This window comes from Sinomonas terrae (assembly GCF_022539255.1).
Classification (GTDB): Bacteria; Actinomycetota; Actinomycetes; order Actinomycetales; family Micrococcaceae; genus Sinomonas; species Sinomonas terrae.
On sequence record NZ_JAKZBV010000001.1, the window covers coordinates 2517782 to 2543043 of the forward strand.

Genomic DNA, 25262 nt, shown 5'->3' on the forward strand with positions numbered 1-25262 from the left:
CCTCTACTCCTTGCTCTGGGCCTTCCCCTCGACGAGCCTGTGAACGGCGTCTATGAACGCCGTGCCACGCTGCGCGTAGGACGCGAACTGGTCCATCGAGGCAGCCGCCGGTGCCATCAGCACCGTGTCGCCCGTCCCCGCGGTCTCTGCCGCATGCTCGACGGCACGGGCCATGATGCTCGCCCCGTCGGGCCGGTCTTCTTCAGTTTCGCCCGGGTCGACACGGATCACCGGGACATTCGGTGCGTGTCGCCTGAGGGCTCCCTCAAGGTCGCTGCTGTCGACGCCGATGAGCACCACCGTCTTGAGGCGGGCGGAGTGGCGAGCGACCAGTTCGTCGTAGGTGACGCCCTTGGAGAGGCCGCCCGCGATCCACACGACCGAATCGAAAGCCGCGAGCGAGGCGCTCGCAGCGTGCGGGTTGGTCGCCTTGGAGTCGTTGACCCACACGACGCCGTCGATCGTCGCCACAGGTTGGATGCGGTGATCGCCGGGCAGATAGCTGCGCAGGCCTTCACGCACCGCGACGGGTTCGACGCCGATGGCTCGCACCAAGGCTGCCGCGGCGAGGGCGTTGGCCACCATATGCCGCGGGGCGATCTCGCCGAGATCCGCCACAGACGCGAGTTCGGCCGCGTGATCCTTCCGCTCGGGGATGTAGGCGCGGTCCACGAGAAGGCCGTCAACCACCCCCAGCATGCTGAGTCCCGGGGTGCGGGTCGTGAAGCCGATCGCCCGGCAGCCCTCGACGACGTCGGCTTCCTCGACCATCCGCTCGGTCTCGATCTGCTCGGCGTTGTAGACCGCCGCCTTCTGGGTGTTGCGGTAGATCTTCGCCTTGTCCGCGAGGTAGCTCTCGTAGGAGCCGTGCCAGTCCACATGGTCCTCGGCGACGTTGAGCACAACGGACGCTACGGGCGAGAGCGACTCTGCCCAGTGCAGCTGGAAGCTTGAGAGCTCGACGACGAACGCGTCGTACTCGACCGGCTCTCGGAGGGCGTCGAGGATCGGAGTCCCCACGTTGCCGACGGCAACCGCCTTGAGTCCCCCGGCGCGGAGCATCGACTCAGCCATGCCGACCGTCGTCGTCTTCCCGTTGGTGCCCGTCACGGCGAGCCAGGCTGCCGTCTTCTTGCCGCGCCGGGATCGCACACGCCATGCGAGCTCGACGTCGCCCCACACGGGGATGTGCTTCCGGCCGGCGCCGGCAAGGACCGCCTGGTCCGGCCGCCAGCCGGGCGACGTGACCACGAGGTCTGGCAGCTCTCCCTCGATGAGCGGCAGCGTCTGCACCGCCTCGGGGCCGAGCAGCACGTCGACAGCACCGACGATTCGGAGCGTCTCCGCCTGGGCCTGTGTCCGCTCGGTCACCGACCCGTCCACAACGACGACGCTCGCCCCGAGCTCGATGAGCGTGTCAGCGGCAGCGAATCCCGAAATCCCGATGCCCGTGACGACGACGCGCAGCCCCGCCCAATCCGCATCCCACGAGGTGAGCGCCGCGAGGCGCTCCCGCCGTCGCTCGACGGAGTCCCTGCTTCCGGTCACAGTCCAGCCACCCATTCCGCGTAGAAAACTGCCAGTGCGACGGCCACGAAGAGCCCCGCGAGAATCCAGAATCTGACGACGACGGTTACCTCGGCCCAGCCCTTGAGTTCGAAGTGGTGCTGGAGCGGCGCCATCTTGAACAGGCGTTTCCCCTTCGTGAGCTTGAAGTAGCCCACCTGGAGGATGACCGAGAGCGTGATGAGCACGAAGAGGCCACCCATGATGCCGAGCAGGAGCTCCGTGCGCGTGAGGATCGCGAAACCGGCGATCGCGGCTCCGATCGCAAGCGAACCGGTGTCGCCCATGAAGATCTTTGCCGGTGAGGTATTCCACCAGAGGAACCCGACGAGTGCAGCGCTCATGATCGCTGCCAGGAGCGCGAGATCGAGCGGGTCTCGGACCTGGTAGCAGACCGAGCCCGACACCCGCGCTGAGCCGCAATGCTGATTGCTCTGCCAGATCCCCATGAGCGTGTAGGCGCCGAAGATCATGATCGATGCGCCCGCCGCGAGGCCGTCGAGGCCGTCCGTGAGATTCACACCGTTGCTCGCGGCCGTCACGAGGAAGTTGGCCCAGATCACGAAGAGGATCGCTCCGAGGACCGAACCGCCGAACGCCAGATTCAGCCACGGGATGTCGCGCAGGAACGAGATCATCGTGGAGGCCGGCGTCCTGCCTTGGCCGTCCGGAAATTGGAGGACGAGGAGGGCGAAGATGATGCCGACTGCGCCTTGCCCGATGAGCTTGGCGCGTGCGCTCAGGCCCAGGCTTCGCTGCTTCGAGATCTTGATGAAGTCATCGAGGAATCCGACGATCCCCATGCCCACCATGAGGAAAAGGAGGAGCATGCCGGACATGGTCGGCCCGGCTGCCCCGGGATGCATGATCCAGACGATGAAGTGTGCCAGGAAGTACGAGATCACCGTCGCGAGGACGAAGACCGCGCCGCCCATGGTCGGTGTTCCGCGCTTCGTGTGGTGACTCGTTGGTCCGTCGTCTCGGATGAACTGCCCGTAGCCCTTGTGGACGAGCACCCGGATGAACAGCGGCGTGCCGACGAATGCGAGTACGAGGGCGAGCCCGGCACCGATGAGCAGTGCGATCACATGAGCTCCGTTCGCGCGGTGTCAGTGGGCTGATCCTGAGCGGCCCATGCTATCCGATCGCCGAGATGCCGCAGCCCCACGCCATTCGAGGACTTGACGAGGACGAGATCGCCCGGCTCGAGTTCACTCTCGAGCAGCGCGAAGGCTTCGTCGACATCCTCCACGAACGTGCACTCGTCGCCCCAGGAGCCCTCGTTCACGGCCGAGACATACAGCGCCCGCGCCTCGCGGCCGACGACGACGAGCCGGTCGATGTTGAGCCGCACCACGAGCGTTCCGACTGCAGTGTGGGCCGCGATCGACTCGTCGCCCAACTCGAGCATGGCGCCGAGGACGGCCCACGTGCGCCGGCCGCGCCCGAGGTCGGCAAGCGTCTGGAGGGCCGCACGCATCGACTCGGGGTTGGCGTTGTACGCGTCGTTGATCACCGTGACGCCATCCGCGCGATCGGTGCGCTCCATGCGCCACCGGCTCGCGGGCCCCTGCGACGACAGGGATGCTGCGATGGCCTCGGCGCCGATGCCGGCAGCGTACGCCGCAGCGGCGGCAGCGAGCAGGTTGCCGACGTGGTGCGCGCCGATGAGCCGGCTGCGAACCTCTACCGGCGCCTCTCCCCCGATGCTGAGCCCGAACACGGGCCGCCCATCGCCGTCAACGTGGCTGTCCAGGGCGGCGACGAGGGTGCCTCGCGTGGCCGCCTCCCTTGCCATGTCGGGGTGTGCCGTGAAGAACATCTTCCGTGCAACTGTCCTGGCCTCCATGGCACGGACGCGAGGATCGTCGTAGTTCATCACGGCCGTCCCCTCGGGTGCGAGGGCCTCGACGAGTTCGCCCTTGGCGATGGCGATGTTCTCGACGCCGCCGAACTCTCCCGCGTGCGCGGTGCCGACGACGAGGACGACGCCGATATCCGGGACCACCATGTCCGCGAGATAGCGGATATGGCCGATGCCCGTTGCACCCATCTCGATCACGAGGTATCGGGTCGATTCGTCCGCGGTGAAGACCGTCAGCGGCACGCCGACCTCGCCGTTGTACGAGCCTTGGGGCGAGATGGTCGCCGTCGGGCCTGCAGAACCTTCGGCAGTCGAGCGGAAGATCCCGGCGATGAGATCCTTGGTGGTCGTCTTCCCGGCCGAGCCCGTGATGCCTACCACCGTGAACTCGAGCCCGCGAGCCCTGCGGGCCTCCCGGATCCGCCGCACGGCCTCCTTCGCGAGAGCGCCCATGGCCAGCACGGCGTCAGGCACAATGACCGACGGGAACACGCTGCCTGCCCCGTCCGTGACCTCACGTTCGCAGAGTGCAAGCACCGCTCCGGCCGCGAACGCCGCGGCGATGAAGCTGTGCCCGTCGGCATGTTCGCCCGGCTTCGCAACGTACAGGGAGCCCTTGCCGGCCTCCCGGGAATCGGTGGCCACGCGGGTGGGGATGGTGTGCGGGTCGCCCACGAGGCGCCCGCCGGTGATGCGGGCGATCTCCGCCGCGCTGAACTCAATCATCGGTTGTGGACTCTATCTGCTCATCGACGGGGCTGAGGAATCCTCGGGCCACGAGGGCGGCGCGGAGCTCGACCCGGTCGTCAAGGGCGTGGTTGATGCCTTTGACCTCCTGGAACACCTCATGCCCGCGGCCGGCGACGAGGACGACGTCGTCCTCGCGTGCGAGTTCGACGGCTCGGCGGATGGCGGCGGCGCGGGGAGCGACCTCCTCGATCGTCCGTCGCAGACCGCGCGTGGCATCTTCGCTCCGGGCACCCTTGAGCACGTCCTGCCGGATGCTTTCGGGATCCTCGTCGTGCGGGTCGTCGTCGGTCACGATGACCACCTCGGCCCCCCGCACGGCCACGGCTCCCATGAGCGGTCGCTTGCCCTGATCGCGTTGTCCCGTGGCACCGAAGACGATGATGACCCGCCCCGCGCCGTCCACAGGCCGGACCGCCGCAAGAGCCCTCTCGAGCGCGTCTGGGTTGTGCGCGAAGTCGACGACGGCCGCGGGCTTGGTGCCCACTAGCTGCATCCGCCCGGGCACTTCGACACTGAAGGGGTCGCGGTCGTCGGCAGCCTGCTGAATGCGCTCAAGGGGTACGCCCGCGGCATGGACGAGGAGCGCGGCGAGGGCTGCGTTGGCGACGTTGAACGCCCCAGGGAGACCTGTGCGGAGCCGTAGGGCCTGGCCATCTGGACCCTCGAGTTCGAAGGCCGTGCCGAGGCCCGTCCGGTGGCTGTCCGCCAGCCTCCAGTCGGCCGGGGCGCCGGTGAGCGAGAGCGTGGTGACCGGGATCGGTGCGGAGTCAGCGAGGCGGCGCCCCCAGGAGTCATCGACGACGACGACGCCGTGCCCCGCGCGCTCAGGCGTGAAGAGCCGCGCCTTCGCGGCGAAGTAGTCCTCCATCGTCACGTGCAGGTCGAGGTGGTCCTGGGTGAGATTCGTGAAGCCCACCGCGTCATACCGCACCCCGTCCACCCGCCGGTACTCGATCGCATGGGACGAGACCTCCATCGAAGCCGCTGTCACTCCCTTTTCCCGCATGAGCGCGAGCAGCGCGTGGACGTCGGTCGACTCGGGCGTCGTCAGGCGGCTCGGGATCGGCTCGCCGCCCGCCACGATCTCGATCGTGCCGATGAGTCCAGTGCGGTGCCCGAGGGCTTGGAAGAGGGAATTGGCGAAATAGGTCGTCGTCGTCTTGCCATTCGTCCCCGTGACTCCGAGGAGGAGTGGGCTCGAAGCACGTGGCTCGTTCTCGTACACGAGAGCAGCGACGGGGCCGACGGCGGCCCTCGCGTCATCAACCACGAGGACCGGGATGGTCTCGTCCTCGCCGAGGGCCAGAAGGTGGGCGCCAGCCTCGTCCGTCAGGACGGCGACAGCTCCGGCTTCGATGGCCTGCGGAACGTACGACGCCGCGTGGCGTGCCGTGCCCGGTACGGCAACGTAGAGATCCCCTGGCTCGACACTTCTGGAATCGAGCGACACCCCCGTGAGTTCGACGTCCTGCGTCCCTTCCTGAGGAAGCCCGAGCAGTTCAGCGACTTTCGCGAGCGCCACCGGCGGGGTGTTCTGAGGACGGAAAGCGGACCTTGTCACTGTGGTGCCTTCGTGGGGTCTGGACGGCTTGTCCACAGAACTCGCGTGCTCGCTCACATTCACCTTCGTTGCATTTCGGGGATTCCAACTCTAGTCGCTGAGCGGGAGACAGGTCGGACCTGCTCCCGCTCAGCGGGGATTCCGAGGACCCCTCGGGATGCTCGCTACTGCCCGTACTGGGGGTACGCGACGGGAGTTCCGGTTGACGGCGGAACGTTGTAGAGCCGCAGCGCCTGGGACATGATGCTCCGGAACACGGGACCCTGCGTAATGCCGTAGATGTTGCCCTGCGGTCTCTGGATGACGACGGCCACGATGAACCGCGGATTCTCGATCGGTGCCATGCCGATGAGCGAGGCGGTGTATCCGTCGTAGCCGGGCGTGCCGTCGTCTCGGGGCGCCTGGGACGTACCGGTCTTGGCGCCCACACGGTATCCGGGAATGCCGGCGTCCTTGACCTCGCCCATCGTCACGTCGCTCTCGAGCATGTTCTTGACGAGCTGGGAGGTCTGCGGGCTGATGACCTGGGTGGTCGGCTTGTCTGGAGTCTTGTTCTCGACGCCGTTCGATCCGATATAGCCGTCTATCAGCCTCGGCTGCACCATGGTGCCGTTGTTGGCAATCGCGTCATAGGCGCGCACAGTCTGCAGCGTGGATTGGGTGACACCCTGCCCGAACAGCACCGTGTTCTGCTGGCGTATGTCCCATTTGTCGGGCGTTGCGAAGATCCCGGATGCCTCACCCGGAAGCCCGATGTCCGGTGCTTGGCCGATCCCGAACTTGGTGAAGTAGTCGTACCGCTGCTGGTTCGTCAGCGCCTGGCCGGCGAGGACGGTACCGGTGTTCATCGAGTATCCGAGGATGCCCGCCAAGGTCCGCTTCTCGGTGCCGTGGGTGAAGGCGTCGCTGAAGGTCTCACCGTCGATCGTCACGGTCGGCGGAACGGTGTATTCGCTCAACGGGTTGGCCTTGCCCTCTTGGATGAGGGCGGACATGGTGAGGGCCTTCTCCACCGATCCCGGTTCGTAGGCCGCGGTAACAGCGCGAACCCCGCGATCCTTCGCGGAAGTCTTCGACGGATCATTCGGATCGACCGGGTTCGTGTCGGCCATCGCAAGGATGTCGCCCGTCTTCGCATCCATGACGATCGCGTTGCCCCACTCGGCGTGGAGCTGATCGACCGAGGACTGAACGGCCTGCTGGGCGAAGTACTGAAGATCGGAGTTGATCGTGAGCTTCACGGTCTGGCCGTTCTGGGCCGGGGTCAGATCGTCCGTCGCGACCGGGATCCGCAAGCCGTCCGCGCCGATCTCGTACGTGCGCTTCCCGTCCGTGCCGGAGAGCAGCGAATTCTGGGTCTGCTCGATTCCGGCAAGTCCGGTTCCGTCACTCCCCACGAAGCCGATGAGGTTTCCCCCCACCTCCCCCTGCGGGTAGACGCGCTGAGAGGTGCCCTCCGAGTAGACCCCGGGGAAGGCGAGGTCGGAGACGTGCTGCTCGACATCGGGCGTCACGTTGCGCGCGATGTAGTTGAACTTCTTGGTCCCAGTGACGGCCGCGGTGACTTGGTCCACAGTCATGCTGAGCGCGCTCGCCAGATCTGAGATCGCCTGGCTTCGGGATACGGTGACGAGGTTGGTTCCGTTCCCGTCCTTCTCGGTGCGCTGATAGTCCGTGAAGTTCGACGCCACGGTTTGGTCGACTGTGATGTTGTACCGGATGACGCTCTGGGCCAGAACCTTGCCGGATGCGTCGACGATCTCGCCCCGCTCCGCGGGGAGGACAGTTGTCTGGAGGCGCTTGTCGAGCGCGGCCTGGGCGTAGCCTCCGATGTCAAGGCCCTGGACCATGACGAGCCGGCCACCGATGACCAGCAGGAGCACGAGCATCATGCCGACTCCGAGACGGAGGCGCCCGGTGACGTGTGAGGGCCTTACGGGAAATCCCCCGGGACGGCGGCCGCGTCCCGCCGTCGTGCGCCCTGTCCGCGCCGTGCTCTTGCTCGCTTTGGCCACGCTTACGTCCCTTGCTCGTTCTGTCGCCCGGCGCCGGGCCTACCGGCTACTGGCCGGGCGTCCTCTGCTGCGGCGCGGGAACGGTCCCGCCGTTGAGCACCACCGGCGGTGCCGGGGCGGCCGGCGCCGTTGCCTTCGGCGCCGGAGATGCGGCGGGCGTCGCCTTGGCCGCGGCGTTGGTCTGCTTCAGCGCGTCCGAGGGCGACGGCGAGGGCGCGGGTGACGCGGCGTACCCCGCTACTTCGGGGGCCGCGATGACCGCACCCTGCGGCGCGCCCTTCTGGGCAGGCGTCGGCTGGCCGGTGACGAGCAGGGTCTTCAGGTCGATCTGGCCCTTCGACGTAGCCGCCACCATTCCCAATTGTGCCGCCCGAGCTGCCAGATTCTGGGGAGCCTCGTAGTTTTGGACACGCTGCTGCAGGTCTTGGTTCTGCTGCTCTAGCGAGAGCTGCTGGTTCCTGAGCTCCACGAGCTGGTACTGCCCGGACGTAACGGAGATGTTGAGCACGAGCACGGCGATGAGCGCCACGGCGAGGACGCCGAGGCAGAAGATGGCGAAGGGAGCGCGGCGGCGCACGGGGAGAGTGCGGACGAGCGAGAGGGGTGCCCGTTGGGGCGTACTCGCTGGTGCGGGGCGTCCCGCGACGGCGGAGGTGCCCGACGTCATGGCCTTCGTCTGGGCTGCTGCGCTCATCGTGTGCTCCTGACCTTGATGCGTTCGGCGGCTCGCAATCGGGCCGAGGCGGCCCGAGGGTTTTCTTCGATCTCTTCGGCGGTCGGAACCTCGGTGCCCCGAGTCACGACCTTCAGCTCCGGTCGATGCTCCTCGAGCTCGACCGGGAAACCCGGAGGGGCGGTGGAGCGCGACCGGGATTGGAGGGCGTTCTTGACGATCCTGTCCTCGAGCGAGTGATAGGACATCACCACGATTCGTCCCCCGAGACGGAGCGAGTCGACTGCTGCCGGCACTGCCCTCTCAAGGACATCCAGTTCCTCGTTCACCTCGATGCGGAGCGCTTGGAACGTCCGCTTGGCCGGATGCCCTCCGGTGCGTGCTGCGCTGGCCGGCACGACCGCGCGGATCGCGTCCACAAGCTCGCCGGTGGTGGCGAAAGGACGGGCGGCACGCTCCTCGACGATGCGCCGCGCGATCCTCCCCGCGAACTTCTCCTCGCCCCATGCCCGGATGATGCGAATGAGGTCCTCGACCGAATAGGTGTTTACGACGTCGGCTGCGGTGTGGCCCCGACTCGTGTCCATACGCATGTCGAGCGGCGCGTCATACGAGTAGGCGAAGCCCCTCTCGCGCTCGTCGAGCTGAAGGGACGAGACACCGAGATCCATGAGGACGCCGTCTGCGCCGTCCAGCCTCTGGCGGTCGAGGACTTCGGGAATCTCGTCGTAGACGGCGTGGACGAGCTGGGCACGTTCACCGAAGGGTGCAAGCCGTTCGCCTGCAAGACGGAGCGCCTGCTCGTCACGGTCGATCCCGACGAGCGTCACGTCCTCGAAGCGCTCGAGGATCGCCTCGCTGTGGCCGCCCATGCCGAGGGTCGCATCGACGACGACGGGAGCCCGGCCGGCGTCCCGAGCGGCCTCAACACCCGGGGTCAGGAGAGCCACGCAGCGCTCCTTGAGCACCGGGACGTGCCGCTCGGATGTCGGGCGGTCGTCGTCCTGCTGCGGCATGTCCCCTCCTTTTGTGCCGTATTGCCCTCTACTGCCGTCGTCCTGCTGCGGTGAGCCGGGATCCCCCTCCGCACCGTGGGTCCCTCCCTGGCTCCGGGGAAGGTGAGCCAGGACGGGGCCGCGGGCGGCTGGAGATCTCGGTCCGCCGACCATTGCCTCAGAGAAGCCCGGGCAGGGCCTCTTCGTCGGTGTCCGAGAAGGAGGCTTCCTTCTCGGCGAGGTAGTCCTCCCATGCCTGGGCGTCCCAGATCTCAGCCCGGGAACCTACGCCGATCACGGCCAGGTCCCGGTCCAGACCCGCGTACTTCCGCAGGTTCTGGGGGATCGTGACGCGCCCCTGCTTGTCGGGCACCTCATCAGAGGCTCCAGACAGGAAGACCCGGAGGTAATCACGGGACTGACGCGAAGAGATAGGGGCTTCTCGCATCTGCTCGTGAATCCGTTCGAACTCTTTCTGGCTGAAGACGTAGAGACAGCGTTCCTGGCCCCGTGTCAGAACCAGCCCGTCGGCCAGCTCGTCGCGGTATTTGGCCGGGAGGATGAGCCGACCCTTCTCGTCCAGGCGCGGCGAATACGTACCGAGCAACATCGGCACCACCACCCGTCTGGCCCGAGGGGCTGCACGTCCCTATTCCGTCCACTTCCCTCTTACAGCCACCACTTTACTCCACTCTTCTCCCCGGTCAACGCGACACGGCAGCTTTCTTCTTTCGATGCACACGTAAAAACCCCGGAATCTCGCGAGAGAGCCGGGGTGGGGGGAAGTGGGGGCGCAGTGGAGGGCCAGGGAGGCCCGACGAGCCGTCCGAAGCCGCGCTCAGCCACACCGAGCGCCGCAGAGCGTGTTAAAGCGCCGCAGAGCGCGTTAAAGAGCGCGTTAAAAGGTGCGGGACCCGCCAAAAGCGGGTCCCGCAGAAACTAGGTCAAGCCAGCTGGGGAGCGAAGTGGGGAGGAAAGTGGGGGGCCCTTCACGCCCTCAGCCCTGTTCCCTCCGGCGCTCGTCCCAGCGCGCCTCGAGCCGGGAGAGGAACCCGCTCTTGGGGCGCCCTCCGCGCGAGGCGCGCATCCTGCCCGGCCGCCTCAACGTCGCGTAGTAGACGCTCGCACCCATAATCAGAAATCCGATGACCCCGACAAACACGTTTGAGAACTGGACCCCGCCCAAGAGCAGGACCAAGAGTCCCACGATGCCGCCGAGCACTCCCAGGACGACGTGACGCGTCGAGAATCGGCGTAGCGCGTCAGCCCCCATGGAGTCCGCGAATTTGGGGTCTTCCTCGTGCAGCTGCTTCTCCAGCTGCTCGAGCATCTTCTGTTCGTGCTCGGAGAGAGGCATCGCGACTCCTTCTTGCTTACTGCGACGGACACAGGACCGCCATCAGCACAACGCACCGGACCGACGTCCAGTTCCGCGAGCATCGGTTGGGGCTCAACGAGCTGCCCCGCCCGTCCGTGATCGTTGTCCGGCTGCCCGCCGATTCGATGCTTCACCGATATTCAAGGTCTTTTAAGGATATGCTTTCGGGTTCTCATCCAAAAGGGGCCGTGGGTTCATCGGGCCCTTTCGCGGCGTCCGGGAGAGAGGGCGGACGACGCCGTTCCTCACCGTCGTCCAGAAGGCTCGCCGGGCGGAGGGAAGAGTTCCCGAAGCGGGCAGTCACAGCATCGAGGGCCTGCTCGGCCGTCCGCCAGTTGTCGTCACGCCGTTCCAGGCTCAGCTGGACGGCGCCACCTCCGCGAGCGAGACGCTCGCCTCGGAGCCCGATGAGGCGGACACTCTGCGGCCGCGGGCCGAGAGCTGCGAGAAGACGGACCCCCTCCTCGAACAGCACTTGGGCCGAGTCGGTGGGAACTGTCAGCGCCCTCGACCTGGAGAGCGTGGAGAAGTCGGCGTAGCGAAGCTTGAGGGCAACAGTTCCGGCTTCGAGCCCAGCGGAGCGAAGGCGACCCGCAATGCGATGGGCGAGCCTCAGGAGCTCGCGGCGCAGCACCGAATCCTCCGTCACGTCCACGCCGAACGTCTCCTCGGCGCCGATGCTCTTCTCATCACGCTGGGGCGTGACGCGCCGGTCGTCTATTCCCCAACTGAGCGCCTTCGCGTGCAGCCCGGACGCGCCGAGCATCCTCTGGAGCGTGGAGTCGGGCGTGTGAGCGAGGTCGGCAACAGTGTGGATGCCGAGCCGTGCGAGCACCTCTGCCGTCTTGCCGCCGATGCCCCACAGCGCATTGACCGGCAGGGAGTGCAGATAGGGAACCGTCTCCTCCGGGCGGATGACGAGGAGGCCGTCTGGCTTGCAGCGTGCTGAAGCGATCTTCGCCACGAACTTGCTGGATGCGACGCCCACAGACGCAGTGAGACCCAATCGTTCACGTACGGCAGCCTTGATCGAAGCGGCAATCTTCTCGGGCGCCCCGAGCCGCCGGACAGCTCCTGAGACGTCGAGGAACGCTTCGTCCACGCTCAGCGGCTCCACGAGGTCGGTGTATTCGCCAAGGAGCTTCATGAGCTCCCGCGAGGCCTCGTAGTACAGCGCGTGCCGGGGCTCCACGACGATCGCCCGTGGACACAGCCGCAACGCGTTCGCCATGGGCATCGCGCTGCGCACACCGTAGGCCCGTGCCTCATAGCTCGCCGAGAGCACCACGGAGCGTTCCGAGGGAAAGCCGACGATCACCAGCTTGCCACGCAGGTCAGGACGTTCCCGCTGCTCGACGCCCACGAAGAACGCGTCCATGTCGACGTGGAGGATTCCGCGGCGGCGAAGGTCCTCGAGAGGTTCGACCAAAGGGCCCCCGCTCGCTCCCCCGCCGACTCCCCCGGCGTCCTGCGTATCCACTCCTCCATGCTAGGCCGCCGGCCCGCGCCCCTTAGACTTGACCGGGACTCAGGCCGGAACAACAGGAGGATGCGAGTGACAGTGCCGAGAATGACAGCGCCGTTGAGGGATCGTCGCGGAGGGCTGATCGGGGTCATCGCCGTCGTCGCCCTGCTTCTCGCCGGCTGCTCCGACTCAGGCACGACCAACGCGCAGTCGGCGTCTTCCCCGACCGCATCTGCAACGCCCGCTGCCACAGCGACGGACACCGCGTCGCCGACGGTCAGCGCGAGCGACACCCCGTCGTCGTCCGCTTCCTCCACGGTCAACGCCCTCGTCCCCGGCTTCCCCACCAAGGTCATCCCGATCATGCCGGGTTCGACCCCGCTCTCGACGAGCTACGACGCCACGACCAACCCGGCCAAGGCCTCTCTCATCGCCTCGACTTCCGCAACTTCCGCCCAGATCCTCTCCTACTACTCAGGTCAGTTCACCGGCCAGGGCTTCACCGCGGTGTCGCCTACGAAGGTCGGTTCGACCGATAGCCAGGACTTCGTGCGCTCGAACGGCAAGGAGACAGTGAACGTCGCCGTTGTCGTCGTCGACGGACGCACGACCTACACCGTCGGCGCCTCCGTGAACCCCTCAGCCCTCCAGTAGCATGGCGGCGCACGCAGCCACGTCTGCCCAGCAGGACGAACAGGCTCGCTATCGCGAGTCCCTCGCGCAAGAGCTCAGCCGCTTCATCGAGGCACGGGCCGCGGCGATGGCTCGAGTCTCGCCCGACGTCGCTCCCCTCATGGAAGCGATCTCCGGCCTCGTCACCGGCGGGAAGCGGCTGCGTGCGCTCTTCTGCTACTGGGGCTGGCGCGGCGCCGGGGGCGAAGTCCTCGGCCGGGACGCAGTTCAGGCCGGTGTCGCGCTCGAACTCTTCCAAGGCGCTGCGCTCATCCACGATGACATCATCGATCGCTCCGACATCCGCCGGGGCGGTCCCAGCGTGCACCGGCGGTTCGGGCAGCTGCACCGGGACAGCCGCTGGGCCCTCGACGAAGAGCGGTTCGGCCAGGCGGCCGCGATCCTCACTGGCGATCTCTGCCTCTCCTTCTGCGAGGAGGCTTTCACTGCGATCGGCTCGGCGGCGGGTTCGACGACGTCCGCGCGCCGCATCTTCAACACGATGCGCGCCGAAGTGATGGCCGGCCAATACCTCGACATCCTTGAGGAGGTCGTCGGGCCGGGCCGGCCCCGAAACGAGGCTGTGGCAGCCGCGGCGAACGTCATCCGCTACAAGTCCGCCAAGTATTCGACCGAGCATCCGCTCGCTATCGGGGCCGCGCTCGCTGGCGCCGACGAGGAACTGCTCGCCGCGTACTCGCGCTTCTCGCTCCCGCTCGGCGAGGCCTTCCAGCTGCGGGACGACGTCCTCGGCGTCTTCGGAGACCCGCAGACAACGGGCAAGCCCGCCGGCGACGACCTGCGCGAGGGCAAGCGAACGGTGCTCGTCGCCTATGCGCTTGAACGGTCGACGGCGGAGGGTGCGGCGCTGCTCGAGCGAAGCCTGGGCCGGCAGGACCTCACCGACGACGACGTCGAGCGTCTGAGGGAGGTCATCGCCACCAGCGGTGCGCTCGACGCGACCGAGACGCTCATCGAGCGTCTCTCGACGCGCGCCTTCGAGGCGCTCGGCGAACTCACCATTCCTGGGGATGTCCGCACCGCGCTCCAGAGCCTCGGCCTCGCCGCCGTCCAGCGCGCGGCCTGAGCCGCCCTACCAGGCGAGGATCTGCGCCCGGCGTCGGATCTCGGTCTTCCGCCCCTGGCGGAGGGCGTCGATCGGCCGCCCACCGAGCGAGTCGTCGGGCGTGAAGAGCCATGTGATGAGCTCTTCGTCCGAGAAGCCGGCATCGGCGAGGACCGCAATGGTGCCCTTGAGGCTGTCCACCACATGGTCGCCGTCGATGAAAAGCGCCGGAACCGAGCGGATCCCCCGCTCCCCGATCCGGAGGGCTACGAGCGCCCGCTCATCCAAGAGCCCGTGCACCTTGGTGATCTTGCAGCCCAGCCTTTCGGCAATTTCGGGCAACGGAAGCCACTCTGACACCAGCTCTTCAATCTCACTCACGGCATAAGCGTGCCACGGAGCAGGCCACGGCACCTAGTCCGGCCGTTCTTCTCCCTGTCCGCCTGCCTTGTCCTTTCGCCTGCCCGAGCGCCCCCGTCTGGGCGCCTTGTGCTCACCAAGGATCCGTGAGAGATTCACTTCAGTCACATCTGTATCTGGAGTTGTCATAAGGCACTTCCATCACAGGAGAAACACGGTCACAGGGAGGACTTTTCATGTCGGCCACCCGTCAGGCACTGCCCGGGCACAGGTCCAAGCTGCCCACCGTCGCTGTCACGACGGCCACGCTCCCTGCCGTGGTCCTCTCGTCCCTTGCCCTCGCCGAACCTGCCACGGCCGCAACCGCCCCAGCACAGCTCCAAGGCGCCCAGGCCGACGTGAGTGCGAGGATGCCTCAGGCTGATGTCGTGCCAGCGTCCGAGATCGCGGCGCTCGTCCCGAGCAGCCTCGCGCCCTCGGTCGTACCTGCAGCTCCTGCGGCGCCCGCCCAGTACACGGTCGCCCGAGGCGATACTGTGATCGGCATCTCCAGCCGCTTCGGGCTCGACTGGCACCACGTCCTCGAGCTGAATGGTCTGGACGAGAACTCGCTCATCTTCCCGGGCCAGAAGCTCCAGCTCACGGACGCCCCGTCCCCCGTAGCCACTGTCGCCCCAGCCGCCGCTGTCGCCCCCGCCGCGGTATCGCCTTCAGCTGCCCCCCAGCCCGGGGGAAGCTACACGATCCGGCCGGGCGACACGCTGTATGGCGTCGCAGCGAGGCTCAAGGTCTCACTCGGAGACTTGCTCTCCGCCAATGGACTGAGCCTCTCCTCGGTCATCTACGCCGGTCGCTCCCTCAAGCTGCCCGGAGGTGCTCCTGTGGTCGCGGCAGCCTCGGCGGCTCCCGCCAAGCCCCTCGTCGGCGACAGCTTCCTCGGCTTCAAGTACCCGGACGCTGTGGTCTCCTCGGCGAACGAGAACAAGCGGATCCTCAACGCCTCGCCTGTCCCGACGCGGGACCAGATGAAGCAGATCGTGGCAGATACGGCCCGGACGATGGGCGTCGACCCGGTCCTCGCCCAGTCGCTCGCATACCAGGAGTCCGGGTTCAACCAGCGGGCGGTCTCCCCCGCCAACGCAATCGGCGTCATGCAGCTCGTGCCTTCCTCAGCGGACTGGGCCTCCGGACTCGTGGGCAGGAAGCTCAACCCGCTCGACCCCCGGGACAACGCAACTGCGGGCATCGCGATCCTGCGCGCGCTCCTCGATGCGGGGCCGTCCCAGGACGCGGCGATCGCTGGCTACTGCCAAGGCCAGACCTCGGTGGCGAAGCGCGGGATGTTCGACGACACCAAGGCCTACGTCAAGGCTGTCACGGCGAACATGTCGCTCTTCCGCTGACTGCGGGCCTTCCGGTCCGCGCACCCTCGTTCGTCATAGGATCGTAGGGTGAACGGACAGCACACAGACGGCCTCGTCGGCGGCCTCGTAGGCGGCCGCTACGAGGTTGAGTCGCTGCTCGGGACGGGCGGGATGGCGACGGTCTATCTCGCCACCGACACGAAGCTCAAGCGGCGCGTCGCCCTCAAAGTCCTGCACCCGCATCTGAGCCGGGACCGGAACTTCGCGGAACGCTTCGAGCGCGAGGCCATCGCTGCAGCACAGCTCTCGCATCCCCACGTCGTCTCCATGCTCGACCGTGGCCAGGATGGCGGAGTCCTGTACCTCGTCATGGAGTACATCCCCGGACGGACCCTCCGGGAACTGCTCGACGAGACCGGCGCCCTCGCACCGAAGCAGGCGCTCGCTCTCATCGATGCTGTGGTGGAAGGACTCGCGGCCGCGCACGCCGCAGGGATCATCCACCGAGACGTCAAGCCCGCGAACGTGCTTCTCGCGGACGACGGCCGGGTCAAGGTCGGGGACTTCGGACTCGCTCGCAGCCTCGCCGCCACCAACGTGACGGACACCCTGTTCGGGACCGCGGAGTACATCGCGCCTGAAATGCTCACGGGGCGGCCGGTTGACGCCCGCACAGACCTCTACGCCACGGGCGTGATGCTGTTCGAGATGCTGACCGGGCGCCCGCCGTTCACGGGTGGCGAGCGGAGCTATGTCGCCTACCGCCACGTCAATGAGGACGTTCCGGCCCCCTCGACGCTCGCACCGGGACTTGCGCCGGAGCTAGATGAACTCGTCGGGTGGATGACCCGAAGGGACCCGGACGGCCGGCCGCCGAGCGCTCTTGCACTGCTCGGCGAGGTCCGCGACATCAGGCGTTCCCTCACTGACGAACAGCTCGACTACCGGGCTCCCGGCGCGAAGGCGCGCGCGGCCGAGGCCGCCACGAGCCTCCTAGGACCCGACGAGTCGCTCACGGAGCAGATGGGAGGGAGTCGGACCCAGGCTCTCGCCCAGGGCACGGAGGTCATCAGCGCCATGGGCTCCGGGCACACGAGCGTCATGCCGCGGCCCGCTCCCGCCGCCCCTCTCAGTCCGCGCGAGCAGAGGCGTCAGGCAAGGGCGGAGGACCGCGCCGCACGCGCCGCAGCTGCTCGGCCCACTCATCAGCTCGGCAAGGGAAATCCCCGGCGACGCGGGGCAATCTGGCTCGCCATCGTCGTCGTCCTCGCCCTCCTCGCCGCGGCCGTCGGCTGGTTCTTCGGCTTCGGCCCCGGCGCCCTCGCGACCGTGCCGCCCGTCAAGGACCTCACCGTCCCGCAGGCCCAGTCGCTCCTTCAGCAGGCGGGGCTCGCCTTCACGACGCACGACGTCTACGACGACACGGTCTCGTCAGGCCTCGTCGTGGCGAGTGATCCAGGCGCAGGCAGCCAGATCCGGAAGTTCGAGGGCGTTCAAGTCATGGTGTCGAAGGGACCCCAGCTCTTTCCCCTCGCGGACCTGACCAACAGATCGCTCGACGCGGCCAAGACGGCGCTCTCAGACGCGCAGATGTCCCTCGGCACGGTAGCTCAGGCGTACAGCGACAGCGCGGCGCCGGGGACGGTGATGTCCCAGAGCCCGCCACCGGGGACTCCCGTCAAGCACGGCACTGCGATTTCGCTCACCGTCTCTAAGGGACCCCAGCCCGTCGCGGTTCCGCGCGTCGTCGGGCTTAACCAGGACGATGCCGTCGCCGCTCTCCAGGCTGCAGGGCTTCAGCCGGCGATCGCCGACTCTCCCGTCTTCGACCGCAACGTCCCCGCAGGCTCAGTCGCCGCTCAGACACCGGCTGCAGGCCAGAACGCACCCAAGAGCTCGACCGTGACGCTGACCCTCTCAAAGGGCCCGCGCATGGTCCATGTGCCCAACTTCGTCGGCCAGCAGGCGAGCGTCGCGCAGGCCGCCCTGGAGAAGCTCGGCTTCACCGTCAAGGTAGAGAACATCCTCGGCGGCTTCTTCGGCACCGTGCGCGCACAGGATCCGGTGGACCGCGATGTTCCGGAGGGGTCGACGATCACGCTCACCGTCGTCTAGGCGAGCGTGATCGCCGGCCTTAGCGGTCAGTCTCGGGTCAGCGCCTCCGAGACGAGGAAGGCCATCTCGAGGGACTGCATGTGGTTGAGCCGAGGATCGCACACTGACTCGTAGCGGTCCTCGAAGGCCGCCTCGTCGATGGGGTCCGAGCCACCGAGGCATTCCGCGACGTCGTCGCCCGTCATCTCCATGTGGAGGCCGCCCGGCACCGTGCCCAGCGCGTGGTGGACATCGAAGAAGCCGCGCACCTCGTCCACGACGTCGTCGAAACGCCTCGTCTTGTAGCCGTTGCGGGACGTCACGGTGTTGCCGTGCATCGGGTCCGTGACCCACAGCACCTGTGCGCCGGACGCGGTGACCTTCTCAACGACGGGTGGGAGCTTCTCCCGGATGTTCTTGGCGCCCATCCTGGTGATGAAGGTGAGCCGGCCCGGCTCACGCTCGGGATCGAGCTTGTCGATGAGCCGCAGCGCGTCGTCGCCCGTGACATTCGGGCCTAGCTTGACGCCGATCGGGTTGCGGACGCGTGAGAGGAAGTCAACATGCGCGTGTTCGAGGTCCCGGGTGCGCTCGCCGATCCAGAGGAAGTGGCCCGAGGTGTCGTACGGAAGGCCCGTGCGTGAGTCGATGCGGGTCAAGGCGCGCTCGTAGTCGAGCAGGAGCGCCTCGTGGCTCGCGAAGAACTCGACGCGCTTGAGGGCCTCGAAATCGGCCCCGCACGAGTCCATGAACTTGACGGCGCGGTCAATCTCGCGGGCGAGCGATTCGTAGCGGGCGTGAGCGGGGTTCCTCGTAAAGCCCTGGTTCCACGCGTGGACGAGCCGCAGGTCCGCGAAGCCGCCCTGGGTGAACGCCCTGATGAGGTTCAGGGTTGCGGCCGAGGTGTGGTACGCCTGCAGCATCCGCCGCGGGTCGTGCGCACGTGACTCCGGCGTGAAGTCGTAGCCGTTGACGATGTCCCCGCGATACGCGGGCAAAGTGACTCCCTCGCGCGTCTCCACGTCCGAAGAACGCGGCTTCGCGAACTGGCCCGCCATGCGGCCCATCTTGATCACGGGCATTGCCGCGCCGTATGTCAGGACCACGGCCATCTGGAGGATCGTGCGGATCCGCCCGCTGATCCGGTCTGCCGTGGCAGCCTCGAAGGTCTCCGCGCAATCGCCGCCCTGAAGCAGGAACGCTCGCCCCTGGGCCGCGTCGGCAAGCCGGTGCCGCAGGAGGTCGACCTCGCCTGCGAACACGAGCGGCGGGAGGATCGAAAGCTCGGCGACGGAGCGCTCGAACGCGTCGGCGTCAGACCACGATGGCTGTTGCGACACGGGCAGCGAGCGCCATTCGTCGAGACCCGGATAATCCGCGGCACCGCTCTGGGAGGTGCTCGTGAAAGGGGCCGGCGGGGGCGTGGAGAGTTGAGTCACGAGACAAGGCTAGCTCAGCCGCGTCGCCCCCCAAGCAGCATGACGACGGCGCCTCATGTACCCGCCGTCGTCTCCTCTCCGCGCGCCTTTTCCACGGCATTGCGCGCGGCCTCTTCGGCAGCGAGCTGCGCCTTGACGGTGGCTGCGTAGACGTCGGCATACTCCTGCCCCGAGAGGCGCTGGAGCTCCTGCATGATCCGGTCGGCGACTGCCCGCTGAACGGCCCTGTCGTCGGCGCTCCCATAGAACTCCGAGAAGTCGAGGGGCTGTCCGAAGATCACGCCGACCCGTCGGATGCTCGGAAATCTCTGGCCGATGGGTTGGACCTTCTCGGTGCCGATCATCGCCACGGGAACGACCGGCACGCGCGCCTCGAGGGCGAGGCGGGCGACGCCCACCTTGCCCCGGTACAGCCGCCCGTCCGGCGAGCGCGTGCCCTCGGGATAGATCCCGAGCAGGCCTCCACCCCGGAGAACCTGCGCCCCCGCCCCGAGCGATGCCGCCGAGGCCGAGCCGCCAGAGCGGTCCATGGGAAGCTGATTGGTGAGCCTGAAGAAGGCAGCGGTCAGGCGCCCCTTGAGCCCCGCGCCGGTGAAGTACTCCTGCTTGGCGAGGAACACGACCGGGCGGCGGACCATGAGCGGCATGAAGATCGAGTCCGAGAACGAGAGGTGGTTGGACGCGAGGATCGCCGCGCCCGCCTCCGGCACATTCGCGCGACCTTTGACCCACGGCCGGAACAGCAGTCTGACGATTGGCCCGATGAAGATCCGTTTCAGAATCCAGTAGATCAACGCTTGCCTTCCGTCGACAGCGCGAGCGTGCTTCCTGACTTCACTCTAGCGATGCCACGATGAGTCCATGACTTCGCGCGCCGATGATTCCCAGCCCCGCTGCGGCGTGGCGATCTGCCACGGGTTCTCGGGTGCGCCGTCGTCGGTCTTGCCCTGGGCCGAAGGACTTGCGGCGCGCGGCTTCGACGTCGAGGTGCCTCTCCTCCCCGGCCACGGAACCGACTGGCGGGACCTCGAGGGCAGGCGTTGGCGCGAATGGGCGGAGTGCTTTGAGGACGCCTGCGCCCGCGTGGCCGCGCGGACGGACCTGCTGTTCGTTGCGGGGCTTTCCATGGGTGGGGCCCTTGCGTTGAGAGCGTCCACGAGGCTGGACGTGGCCGGCGTCGCCGTCGTCAATCCGGGGCTCGGGTTCTACGACTGGCGCGTCCGCTATCTCGGGGTGATCCGACTCGTCCGCCGTACGACGCTGCCCATCGACGAAGCGGCGGCCCCCAACCCGGTCGGGGACGAGGGGGATTACCCGGTCACGCCTCTCGCGGCCGTCCACGAACTCCGGCTCCTGTTCCGGGATACGGCGCGTTGCCTGCCCCGCGTCACGGCTCCGCTCATCGCTTTCAAGTCCGACGTCGATCCGGTCATCCCGCCGTCGTCCGTGCGCCGGATTCTGCAGACGGTCTCAAGCCACGAGGTGGACTTCGTGCCACTGCACCACAGTCCCCACGTCGCGACGCGGGATATCGAGGCACCCCTCATCGTCGCCCGCACCGCCGAGTTCTTCGCGCGATGCGCGGCAGGTCATGAGACTCGCGCGCCCGGAACCCGATCGGGGCATAATGCTTGACATGAACAGCGTCTCGGCGATGGTCGGCGTCGCCTTGAGCCATGGCTTCACGGGTAGCCTCGCTCCGGTTGCCCCATGGGCGGAAGCCCTCAGGGTGGAGGGCTTCCGGGTCGTGACCCCGCTGCTCCCAGGCCACGGTACGACGTGGGGGGACCTCGCGAAGCGCACATGGCGGGAATGGTACGACGCGTACGAGGCGGCGTACCTCGAGCTTGCCGAGGAGTGCCCGGTGGTCGTCGCCGCTGGCCTCTCGATGGGGGGCGCACTCGCGTTGCGCCTCGCCGCGCTGCACCCCATTGCCGCCGTCACGGTAGTGAACCCTGCGCTCGTCGTCGACGATCCCCGATCCCACATCTCCGGGGTCATGCGCTACGCATTGCGGTCCGTCCCGGCAATCGGCAACGACATCAAGCGGCCGGGACAGGACGAGCAGGCGTACGATCGCACTCCCGTGGCCGCCGCCCATCAGGTCAAGCTCCTCTTCCGCGACACCGTCCAGCTGCTACCACGGGTGACGGCGCCGCTCCAGGTGTTCCGCTCCGCCGTCGACCACGTCGTGACGAGCGAGCGCAGCGTGGGTGCCATCACGCGCAGCTACGGCGGCTCCGATCTTCGTTTCGTGAGGCTGCCGGACAGCTACCACGTCGCGACCCTCGACAACGACGCCGAGTCGATCTTCACGCGGTCCGCTGCGTTCATCCGGGAGGTCACGGCCTCCGCTGCCCCCAAGCCCGAGCACACCGAGGAGCACGCATGAACGGGCGTCCCGACCCGGACCGCGCCAACCACGCTGCCGACGACGACATCTGGCGCGACCTCGTCGCGCGGCTGAGGGCCGACGACCCCCGATTGGGACCGGGATTCGCGGACGAGGAGTTCGGGCCGGCACCCATGGAGCCCTCGGCGGCCGAGCGCGCCGCAGCGGTGCGCGAACTCGAGCAGGCCGAGGACGACGCCCAGACACCCAATTTCGAGGAATTCGACCCCTTCGGACTTGCCCGGCCCCGCGGCAAAGCGTTCCATGACGACGAGCCGGAAGGCGACGGCGAGTTCGTGCCCGAGGAGCCCGAGCCGATCCTCGCGGGCGCCGATCCCGCCGTTGTACTCGCCTGGCTCGGCGCGCTCGGCTCGCCCGTGGGCCTCTTGCTCTCGGCCCTCTTCTGGAGGGACATCCCGGCGTGGGCCATTGCGGTGCTCGTGGCGGCGTTCATCGGCTCCGTGGGCTACCTCATCATGCGCTTGCCCCGGGAGAAGGACGAGGACGACGACGGCGCTCGCCTCTGAGAGCTCGGTATCTGACGAGGAATCAGCGTCCGGCGACGAATCTGCGTCCGGCGACGAATCAGCGTCCGGCGGGCCAACCGGCTCGTGGGCCCGAGCCTGATGCAGCCCAGCCCGCCCGCGGGCTCACCCGCGAGAGGTCAGCAGCACCGATGAGTCCCGCCTGAGGCCCGAGTTCGGCCCGTTCGATGCGAGCCGCCGGGCGGAAGCCGCGACCCGTTAGGTTCCGGGCGAACGCGCGCCGCGCGGGCTCGAGGAGGAGATCCCCCGCGTCGCACAGGCCGCCACCCACCACGAAGGTGCCGGGATCGAGGGCCGCGGCGAGATTCGCGAGGCCAAGGCCGAGCCACTCCCCGACGTCCTCGAGGAGATCATGCGAGGCTTGGTCGCCCTTTCGGGCGAGCTCCGTCACAACCGCTCCAGTAATGGCGTCGACGTCCCCGCCCACGGTTTTGAGGAGCTCCTGTGCCACGGGCGAATTGGCCCGTGCCAGTTCCCGGGCCTCACGTCCGAGCGCATTCCCCGAGGCGTACTGCTCCCAGCAGCCGCGGTTGCCGCACTCGCATCGGTGCCCTCCGGGCATGATGACCTGATGCCCGAATTCCCCGGCCACGCCATAGCGCCCCCGCTCGAGCCTGCCGCCGATCACCATGGCGCCGCCGATCCCCGTGCCGAGGGTGATGCACACCAGCCGCTGCTCGCCCCGCCCCGCGCCGAAGCGCCATTCCGCCCAGGCGGCGGCGTCGGCGTCGTTCGTCAGAAGCACCCGACGGCGCAGGAGCCGTTCCAAGTTGTCCCTCAACGGCTCGTTTCGCCAGGCGAGATGAGGGCTGAACAGCACGGTGCCGCCCTCGAGATCCATCCAGCCGGCCGCGCCTATGCCGACGGACGCGATGCGGTGCTCGACGCTCAGCTCGTTGACGAGTTCGACGATGACCCGCTCCACCTCGCGGGGCTGCGAGCCCGGCGTCGCACGCCGTGCCTCCCGGACGATCTGGCCTTCGGCGTCCACCACCCCGGCCGCGACCTTCGTCCCGCCGATGTCGATCCCGATTGCGAGTCCGCGCCGGCGGAGCCGCGGGCCTGCTGGTCGACGGGGCGGGAACGGGCGTCGCGGAGTAGGCACCGAGCCAGTCTAGTGGCGGACCCAAAGCTCGCCGAGTAATGTTACTGACCAGTAGCATTCGAAACGTGGCACGAGCCACACCGGGAGTGGCCTTGGCTATGGTTGAGGTACGCACCTCTCGAGGGCAAACAAAGGAGTGAACGTGCGCGAGAAGATCGTCCCGCCCCTTGTCCCCCACGCGGTTGCACGGAATATCACAGATTTCCTGATCGAGCAGGCAGAGAAGCCTGCGGACCCTGCTCTCTTCGCCCGCCGGGATCCCTCTGGGGCCTGGCGCGATGTCCGGGCGACCGAGTTCCGCGCCGACGTCGAGCGACTCGCGAAGGGGCTCATCGCGAGTGGGGTCGGGCAGGGCGCCCGCGTGGGCGTCATGGCACGCACGTGCTACGAGTGGGTGCTCGTCGACTTCGCCATCTGGTTTGCCGGCGCCGTATCGGTGCCGATCTATGAGACGTCCTCGCCCTCACAGGTCGCATGGAATCTGGGCAACTCGGAGGCTGTCGCCGCCTTCGGCGAGACGGCCCACCACGAGGACATGATCCGTCTCGCGATCGAGTCCGAGGACCTACCCGTCAGCAACGTCTGGCAGATGACGCCCGCAGGCTTGGACCAGCTCCGAGCGGCAGGCGAGCAGGTGAGCGACGAGCAGCTCGAGGCCCGCAGAAGCGCCGCGACCCTCGACTCGCTTGCGACCATCATCTACACCTCGGGAACCTTAGGCCGGCCCAAGGGCTGCGAGCTGACCCACGGCAACTTCGTCGGCCTCTCCGAGAACACCATCGCCGCGGTGCCACAGGTCTTCGCGCCGGGGGCGAGGACGATCATGTTCCTGCCCCTCGCCCACGTCTTCGCGCGGTTCATCTCGGTGCTCTGCGTCGCGTCGGGGATCCAAGTGGGCCACACCCCGGACATCAAGAACCTGCTCCCCGATCTGCAGAGCTTCCAGCCCACGTTCCTCCTGGCTGTCCCCCGCGTGTTCGAGAAGGTCTACAACTCCGCCACCACGAAGGCCGAGAACGAGGGCAGGGGTCGGATCTTCGCGCTCGCCGCCGAGACCGCGATTGCTTGGTCGGCGGCGCACGACGACGGCGGCAGCCCGGGCCTGCCCCTCCGGCTTCGGCACCGGCTCTTCGACGTGCTCGTGTACCGGAAGCTGCGCGCGGCCATGGGCGGCCACATCCGCTACGCAGTCTCGGGCGGCGGTCCCCTCGGGAAGCGGCTCGGCCATTTCTTCCACGGAATTGGCCTGCTCGTGCTCGAGGGCTACGGCCTGACCGAGACCACCGCCCCGATCGGCGTCAACACGCCGTCCCTCGTCAAGATCGGCACCGTCGGCGCCCCCCTCCCCGGCAATGCCGTGCGTATTGCAGACGACGGCGAGATCCTCGCCAAGGGCGTGTGCGTCATGCGCGGGTACTACAAGCTGCCCGAGCTGCAGGCCGAAACCTTCACGGACGGCTGGTTCCACACGGGCGACATCGGCGAGCTCGACGACGACGGCTTCCTCACCATCACGGGCCGCAAGAAGGATCTCATCGTGACGGCCAGCGGGAAGAACGTGGCCCCGGCACCGCTCGAGGACCAGATCCGCGCCGATGCGATCGTCTCGCAGGTCGTGGTCGTGGGCGAGGGACGGCCCTTCATCGCCGCCCTCGTGACTCTCGACGAGGAAGCCCTGCCGGGGTGGCTCGAAAGACACGAGCTGCAGTCCATGGGTCTCGCTGCGGCTGCGGAGAACGAGACGGTGCGGAACCACGTCCAGACCGTGATCGACCGGGCGAACGAGTCCGTCTCCAAAGCCGAGGCGATCAAGGCCTTCCGGATCGTTCCCACGGACTTCACGGAGGAATCCGGGCACCTCACGCCCTCGCTCAAGGTGAAGCGCGCCCAGATCATGGCAGACTTCGGGGCTGTCGTGGACGAGATCTACGCGGCGCCGAAGGCAGCCTCGGTCTGAG

At 67.7% G+C, this 25262-nt stretch carries 22 protein-coding genes; 8 read left to right on the top strand and 14 right to left on the bottom strand.

Features of this window, described 5'->3' with window-relative positions; all coding sequences use genetic code 11:
- Positions 1 to 3: 3 nt before the first annotated feature.
- From murD to dinB, 10 genes are all read right to left on the bottom strand, one after another.
- Entirely contained in the window at positions 4 to 1563 is a 1560-nt protein-coding gene (murD, locus tag L0M17_RS11715; RefSeq protein WP_372498013.1) for a UDP-N-acetylmuramoyl-L-alanine--D-glutamate ligase, read from the bottom strand.
- A complete protein-coding gene (gene mraY / locus L0M17_RS11720; protein ID WP_241054137.1) occupies positions 1545 to 2654 on the bottom strand; it encodes a phospho-N-acetylmuramoyl-pentapeptide-transferase in 1110 nt (369 codons plus the stop codon). Before mraY ends, murD begins: the two co-directional genes overlap by 19 nt.
- Positions 2651 to 4156, bottom strand: a complete 1506-nt coding sequence (locus tag L0M17_RS11725) for a UDP-N-acetylmuramoyl-tripeptide--D-alanyl-D-alanine ligase (RefSeq protein ID WP_241054138.1) — start codon at positions 4154 to 4156, stop codon at positions 2651 to 2653. The genes mraY and L0M17_RS11725 overlap by 4 nt, the downstream gene beginning before the upstream one ends.
- On the bottom strand, positions 4149 to 5741 hold the full coding sequence (locus L0M17_RS11730) for a UDP-N-acetylmuramoyl-L-alanyl-D-glutamate--2,6-diaminopimelate ligase (RefSeq protein WP_372498014.1): 1593 nt from the start codon (positions 5739 to 5741) through the stop codon (positions 4149 to 4151). Before L0M17_RS11730 ends, L0M17_RS11725 begins: the two co-directional genes overlap by 8 nt.
- A 164-nt stretch (positions 5742 to 5905) precedes the next feature.
- Positions 5906 to 7756 (bottom strand): peptidoglycan D,D-transpeptidase FtsI family protein, encoded by a 1851-nt coding sequence (locus L0M17_RS11735; protein WP_241054139.1) that lies wholly within the window; start codon positions 7754 to 7756, stop codon positions 5906 to 5908.
- A 46-nt stretch (positions 7757 to 7802) separates the two neighbouring features.
- Positions 7803 to 8450, bottom strand: coding sequence for a cell division protein FtsL (gene ftsL, locus L0M17_RS11740; protein WP_241054141.1), 648 nt, complete (start codon positions 8448 to 8450; stop codon positions 7803 to 7805).
- Positions 8447 to 9445 (bottom strand): 16S rRNA (cytosine(1402)-N(4))-methyltransferase RsmH, encoded by a 999-nt coding sequence (gene rsmH / locus L0M17_RS11745; RefSeq protein ID WP_241054142.1) that lies wholly within the window; start codon positions 9443 to 9445, stop codon positions 8447 to 8449. The genes ftsL and rsmH overlap by 4 nt, the downstream gene beginning before the upstream one ends.
- A gap of 157 nt (positions 9446 to 9602) precedes the next feature.
- Positions 9603 to 10034 carry a division/cell wall cluster transcriptional repressor MraZ gene (gene mraZ, locus L0M17_RS11750; RefSeq protein WP_241054143.1) on the bottom strand — a complete coding sequence of 144 codons (432 nt, stop codon included), beginning with the start codon at positions 10032 to 10034 and terminating at the stop codon, positions 9603 to 9605.
- Between the two features lie 387 nt (positions 10035 to 10421).
- Positions 10422 to 10781: a DUF3040 domain-containing protein gene (locus L0M17_RS11755; RefSeq protein WP_241054144.1), complete on the bottom strand. Its 360-nt coding sequence runs from the start codon at positions 10779 to 10781 to the stop codon at positions 10422 to 10424.
- Between the two features lie 193 nt (positions 10782 to 10974).
- Positions 10975 to 12282 carry a DNA polymerase IV gene (gene dinB / locus L0M17_RS11760; protein ID WP_372498015.1) on the bottom strand — a complete coding sequence of 436 codons (1308 nt, stop codon included), beginning with the start codon at positions 12280 to 12282 and terminating at the stop codon, positions 10975 to 10977.
- Between the two features lie 81 nt (positions 12283 to 12363).
- Here dinB and L0M17_RS11765 point away from each other — a divergent pair, with 81 nt between their 5' ends.
- Both L0M17_RS11765 and L0M17_RS11770 read left to right on the top strand, forming a co-directional pair.
- The gene (locus L0M17_RS11765) at positions 12364 to 12921 is read left to right on the top strand and encodes a hypothetical protein (protein WP_241054145.1); all 558 of its coding nucleotides are present in this window, start codon (positions 12364 to 12366) and stop codon (positions 12919 to 12921) included.
- Position 12922: 1 nt separating this feature from the next.
- Positions 12923 to 14026 carry a polyprenyl synthetase family protein gene (locus tag L0M17_RS11770; protein WP_241054146.1) on the top strand — a complete coding sequence of 368 codons (1104 nt, stop codon included), beginning with the start codon at positions 12923 to 12925 and terminating at the stop codon, positions 14024 to 14026.
- A gap of 6 nt (positions 14027 to 14032) precedes the next feature.
- Here the strand turns inward: L0M17_RS11770 and L0M17_RS11775 are convergent, their stop codons facing one another.
- The gene (locus L0M17_RS11775) at positions 14033 to 14386 is read right to left on the bottom strand and encodes an Rv2175c family DNA-binding protein (RefSeq protein ID WP_241054147.1); all 354 of its coding nucleotides are present in this window, start codon (positions 14384 to 14386) and stop codon (positions 14033 to 14035) included.
- Between the two features lie 215 nt (positions 14387 to 14601).
- Between L0M17_RS11775 and L0M17_RS11780 the strand changes: the two genes are divergently transcribed.
- Together L0M17_RS11780 and pknB are read left to right on the top strand one after the other, a co-directional pair.
- Entirely contained in the window at positions 14602 to 15768 is a 1167-nt protein-coding gene (locus L0M17_RS11780) for a LysM peptidoglycan-binding domain-containing protein (RefSeq protein WP_241054149.1), read from the top strand.
- A 48-nt stretch (positions 15769 to 15816) separates the two neighbouring features.
- On the top strand, positions 15817 to 17844 hold the full coding sequence (pknB, locus tag L0M17_RS11785) for a Stk1 family PASTA domain-containing Ser/Thr kinase (RefSeq protein WP_241054150.1): 2028 nt from the start codon (positions 15817 to 15819) through the stop codon (positions 17842 to 17844).
- A gap of 26 nt (positions 17845 to 17870) precedes the next feature.
- Here the strand turns inward: pknB and L0M17_RS11790 are convergent, their stop codons facing one another.
- Together L0M17_RS11790 and L0M17_RS11795 are read right to left on the bottom strand one after the other, a co-directional pair.
- Entirely contained in the window at positions 17871 to 19262 is a 1392-nt protein-coding gene (locus L0M17_RS11790; RefSeq protein WP_241054151.1) for a class II 3-deoxy-7-phosphoheptulonate synthase, read from the bottom strand.
- Between the two features lie 53 nt (positions 19263 to 19315).
- Entirely contained in the window at positions 19316 to 20056 is a 741-nt protein-coding gene (locus tag L0M17_RS11795) for a lysophospholipid acyltransferase family protein (protein ID WP_241054152.1), read from the bottom strand.
- Between the two features lie 67 nt (positions 20057 to 20123).
- Here L0M17_RS11795 and L0M17_RS11800 point away from each other — a divergent pair, with 67 nt between their 5' ends.
- Genes L0M17_RS11800 through L0M17_RS11810 form a run of 3 tightly spaced genes read left to right on the top strand, consistent with a single transcriptional unit; the run spans position 20124 to position 22181 of the window.
- Positions 20124 to 20897: an alpha/beta hydrolase gene (locus L0M17_RS11800; protein WP_241054153.1), complete on the top strand. Its 774-nt coding sequence runs from the start codon at positions 20124 to 20126 to the stop codon at positions 20895 to 20897.
- Between the two features lies 1 nt (position 20898).
- A complete protein-coding gene (locus L0M17_RS11805; protein WP_241054154.1) occupies positions 20899 to 21654 on the top strand; it encodes an alpha/beta hydrolase in 756 nt (251 codons plus the stop codon).
- Positions 21651 to 22181, top strand: coding sequence for a hypothetical protein (locus tag L0M17_RS11810; RefSeq protein ID WP_241054156.1), 531 nt, complete (start codon positions 21651 to 21653; stop codon positions 22179 to 22181). The genes L0M17_RS11805 and L0M17_RS11810 overlap by 4 nt, the downstream gene beginning before the upstream one ends.
- 58 nt (positions 22182 to 22239) lie before the next feature.
- Here L0M17_RS11810 and L0M17_RS11815 read toward each other — a convergent pair whose 3' ends face one another.
- The gene (locus L0M17_RS11815; protein WP_241054157.1) at positions 22240 to 23304 is read right to left on the bottom strand and encodes an ROK family glucokinase; all 1065 of its coding nucleotides are present in this window, start codon (positions 23302 to 23304) and stop codon (positions 22240 to 22242) included.
- A gap of 142 nt (positions 23305 to 23446) precedes the next feature.
- On the opposite strand from L0M17_RS11815, the gene L0M17_RS11820 reads away from it, so the two are divergent.
- Positions 23447 to 25261, top strand: a complete 1815-nt coding sequence (locus tag L0M17_RS11820; protein WP_241054158.1) for an AMP-dependent synthetase/ligase — start codon at positions 23447 to 23449, stop codon at positions 25259 to 25261.
- Position 25262 lies beyond the last annotated feature (1 nt).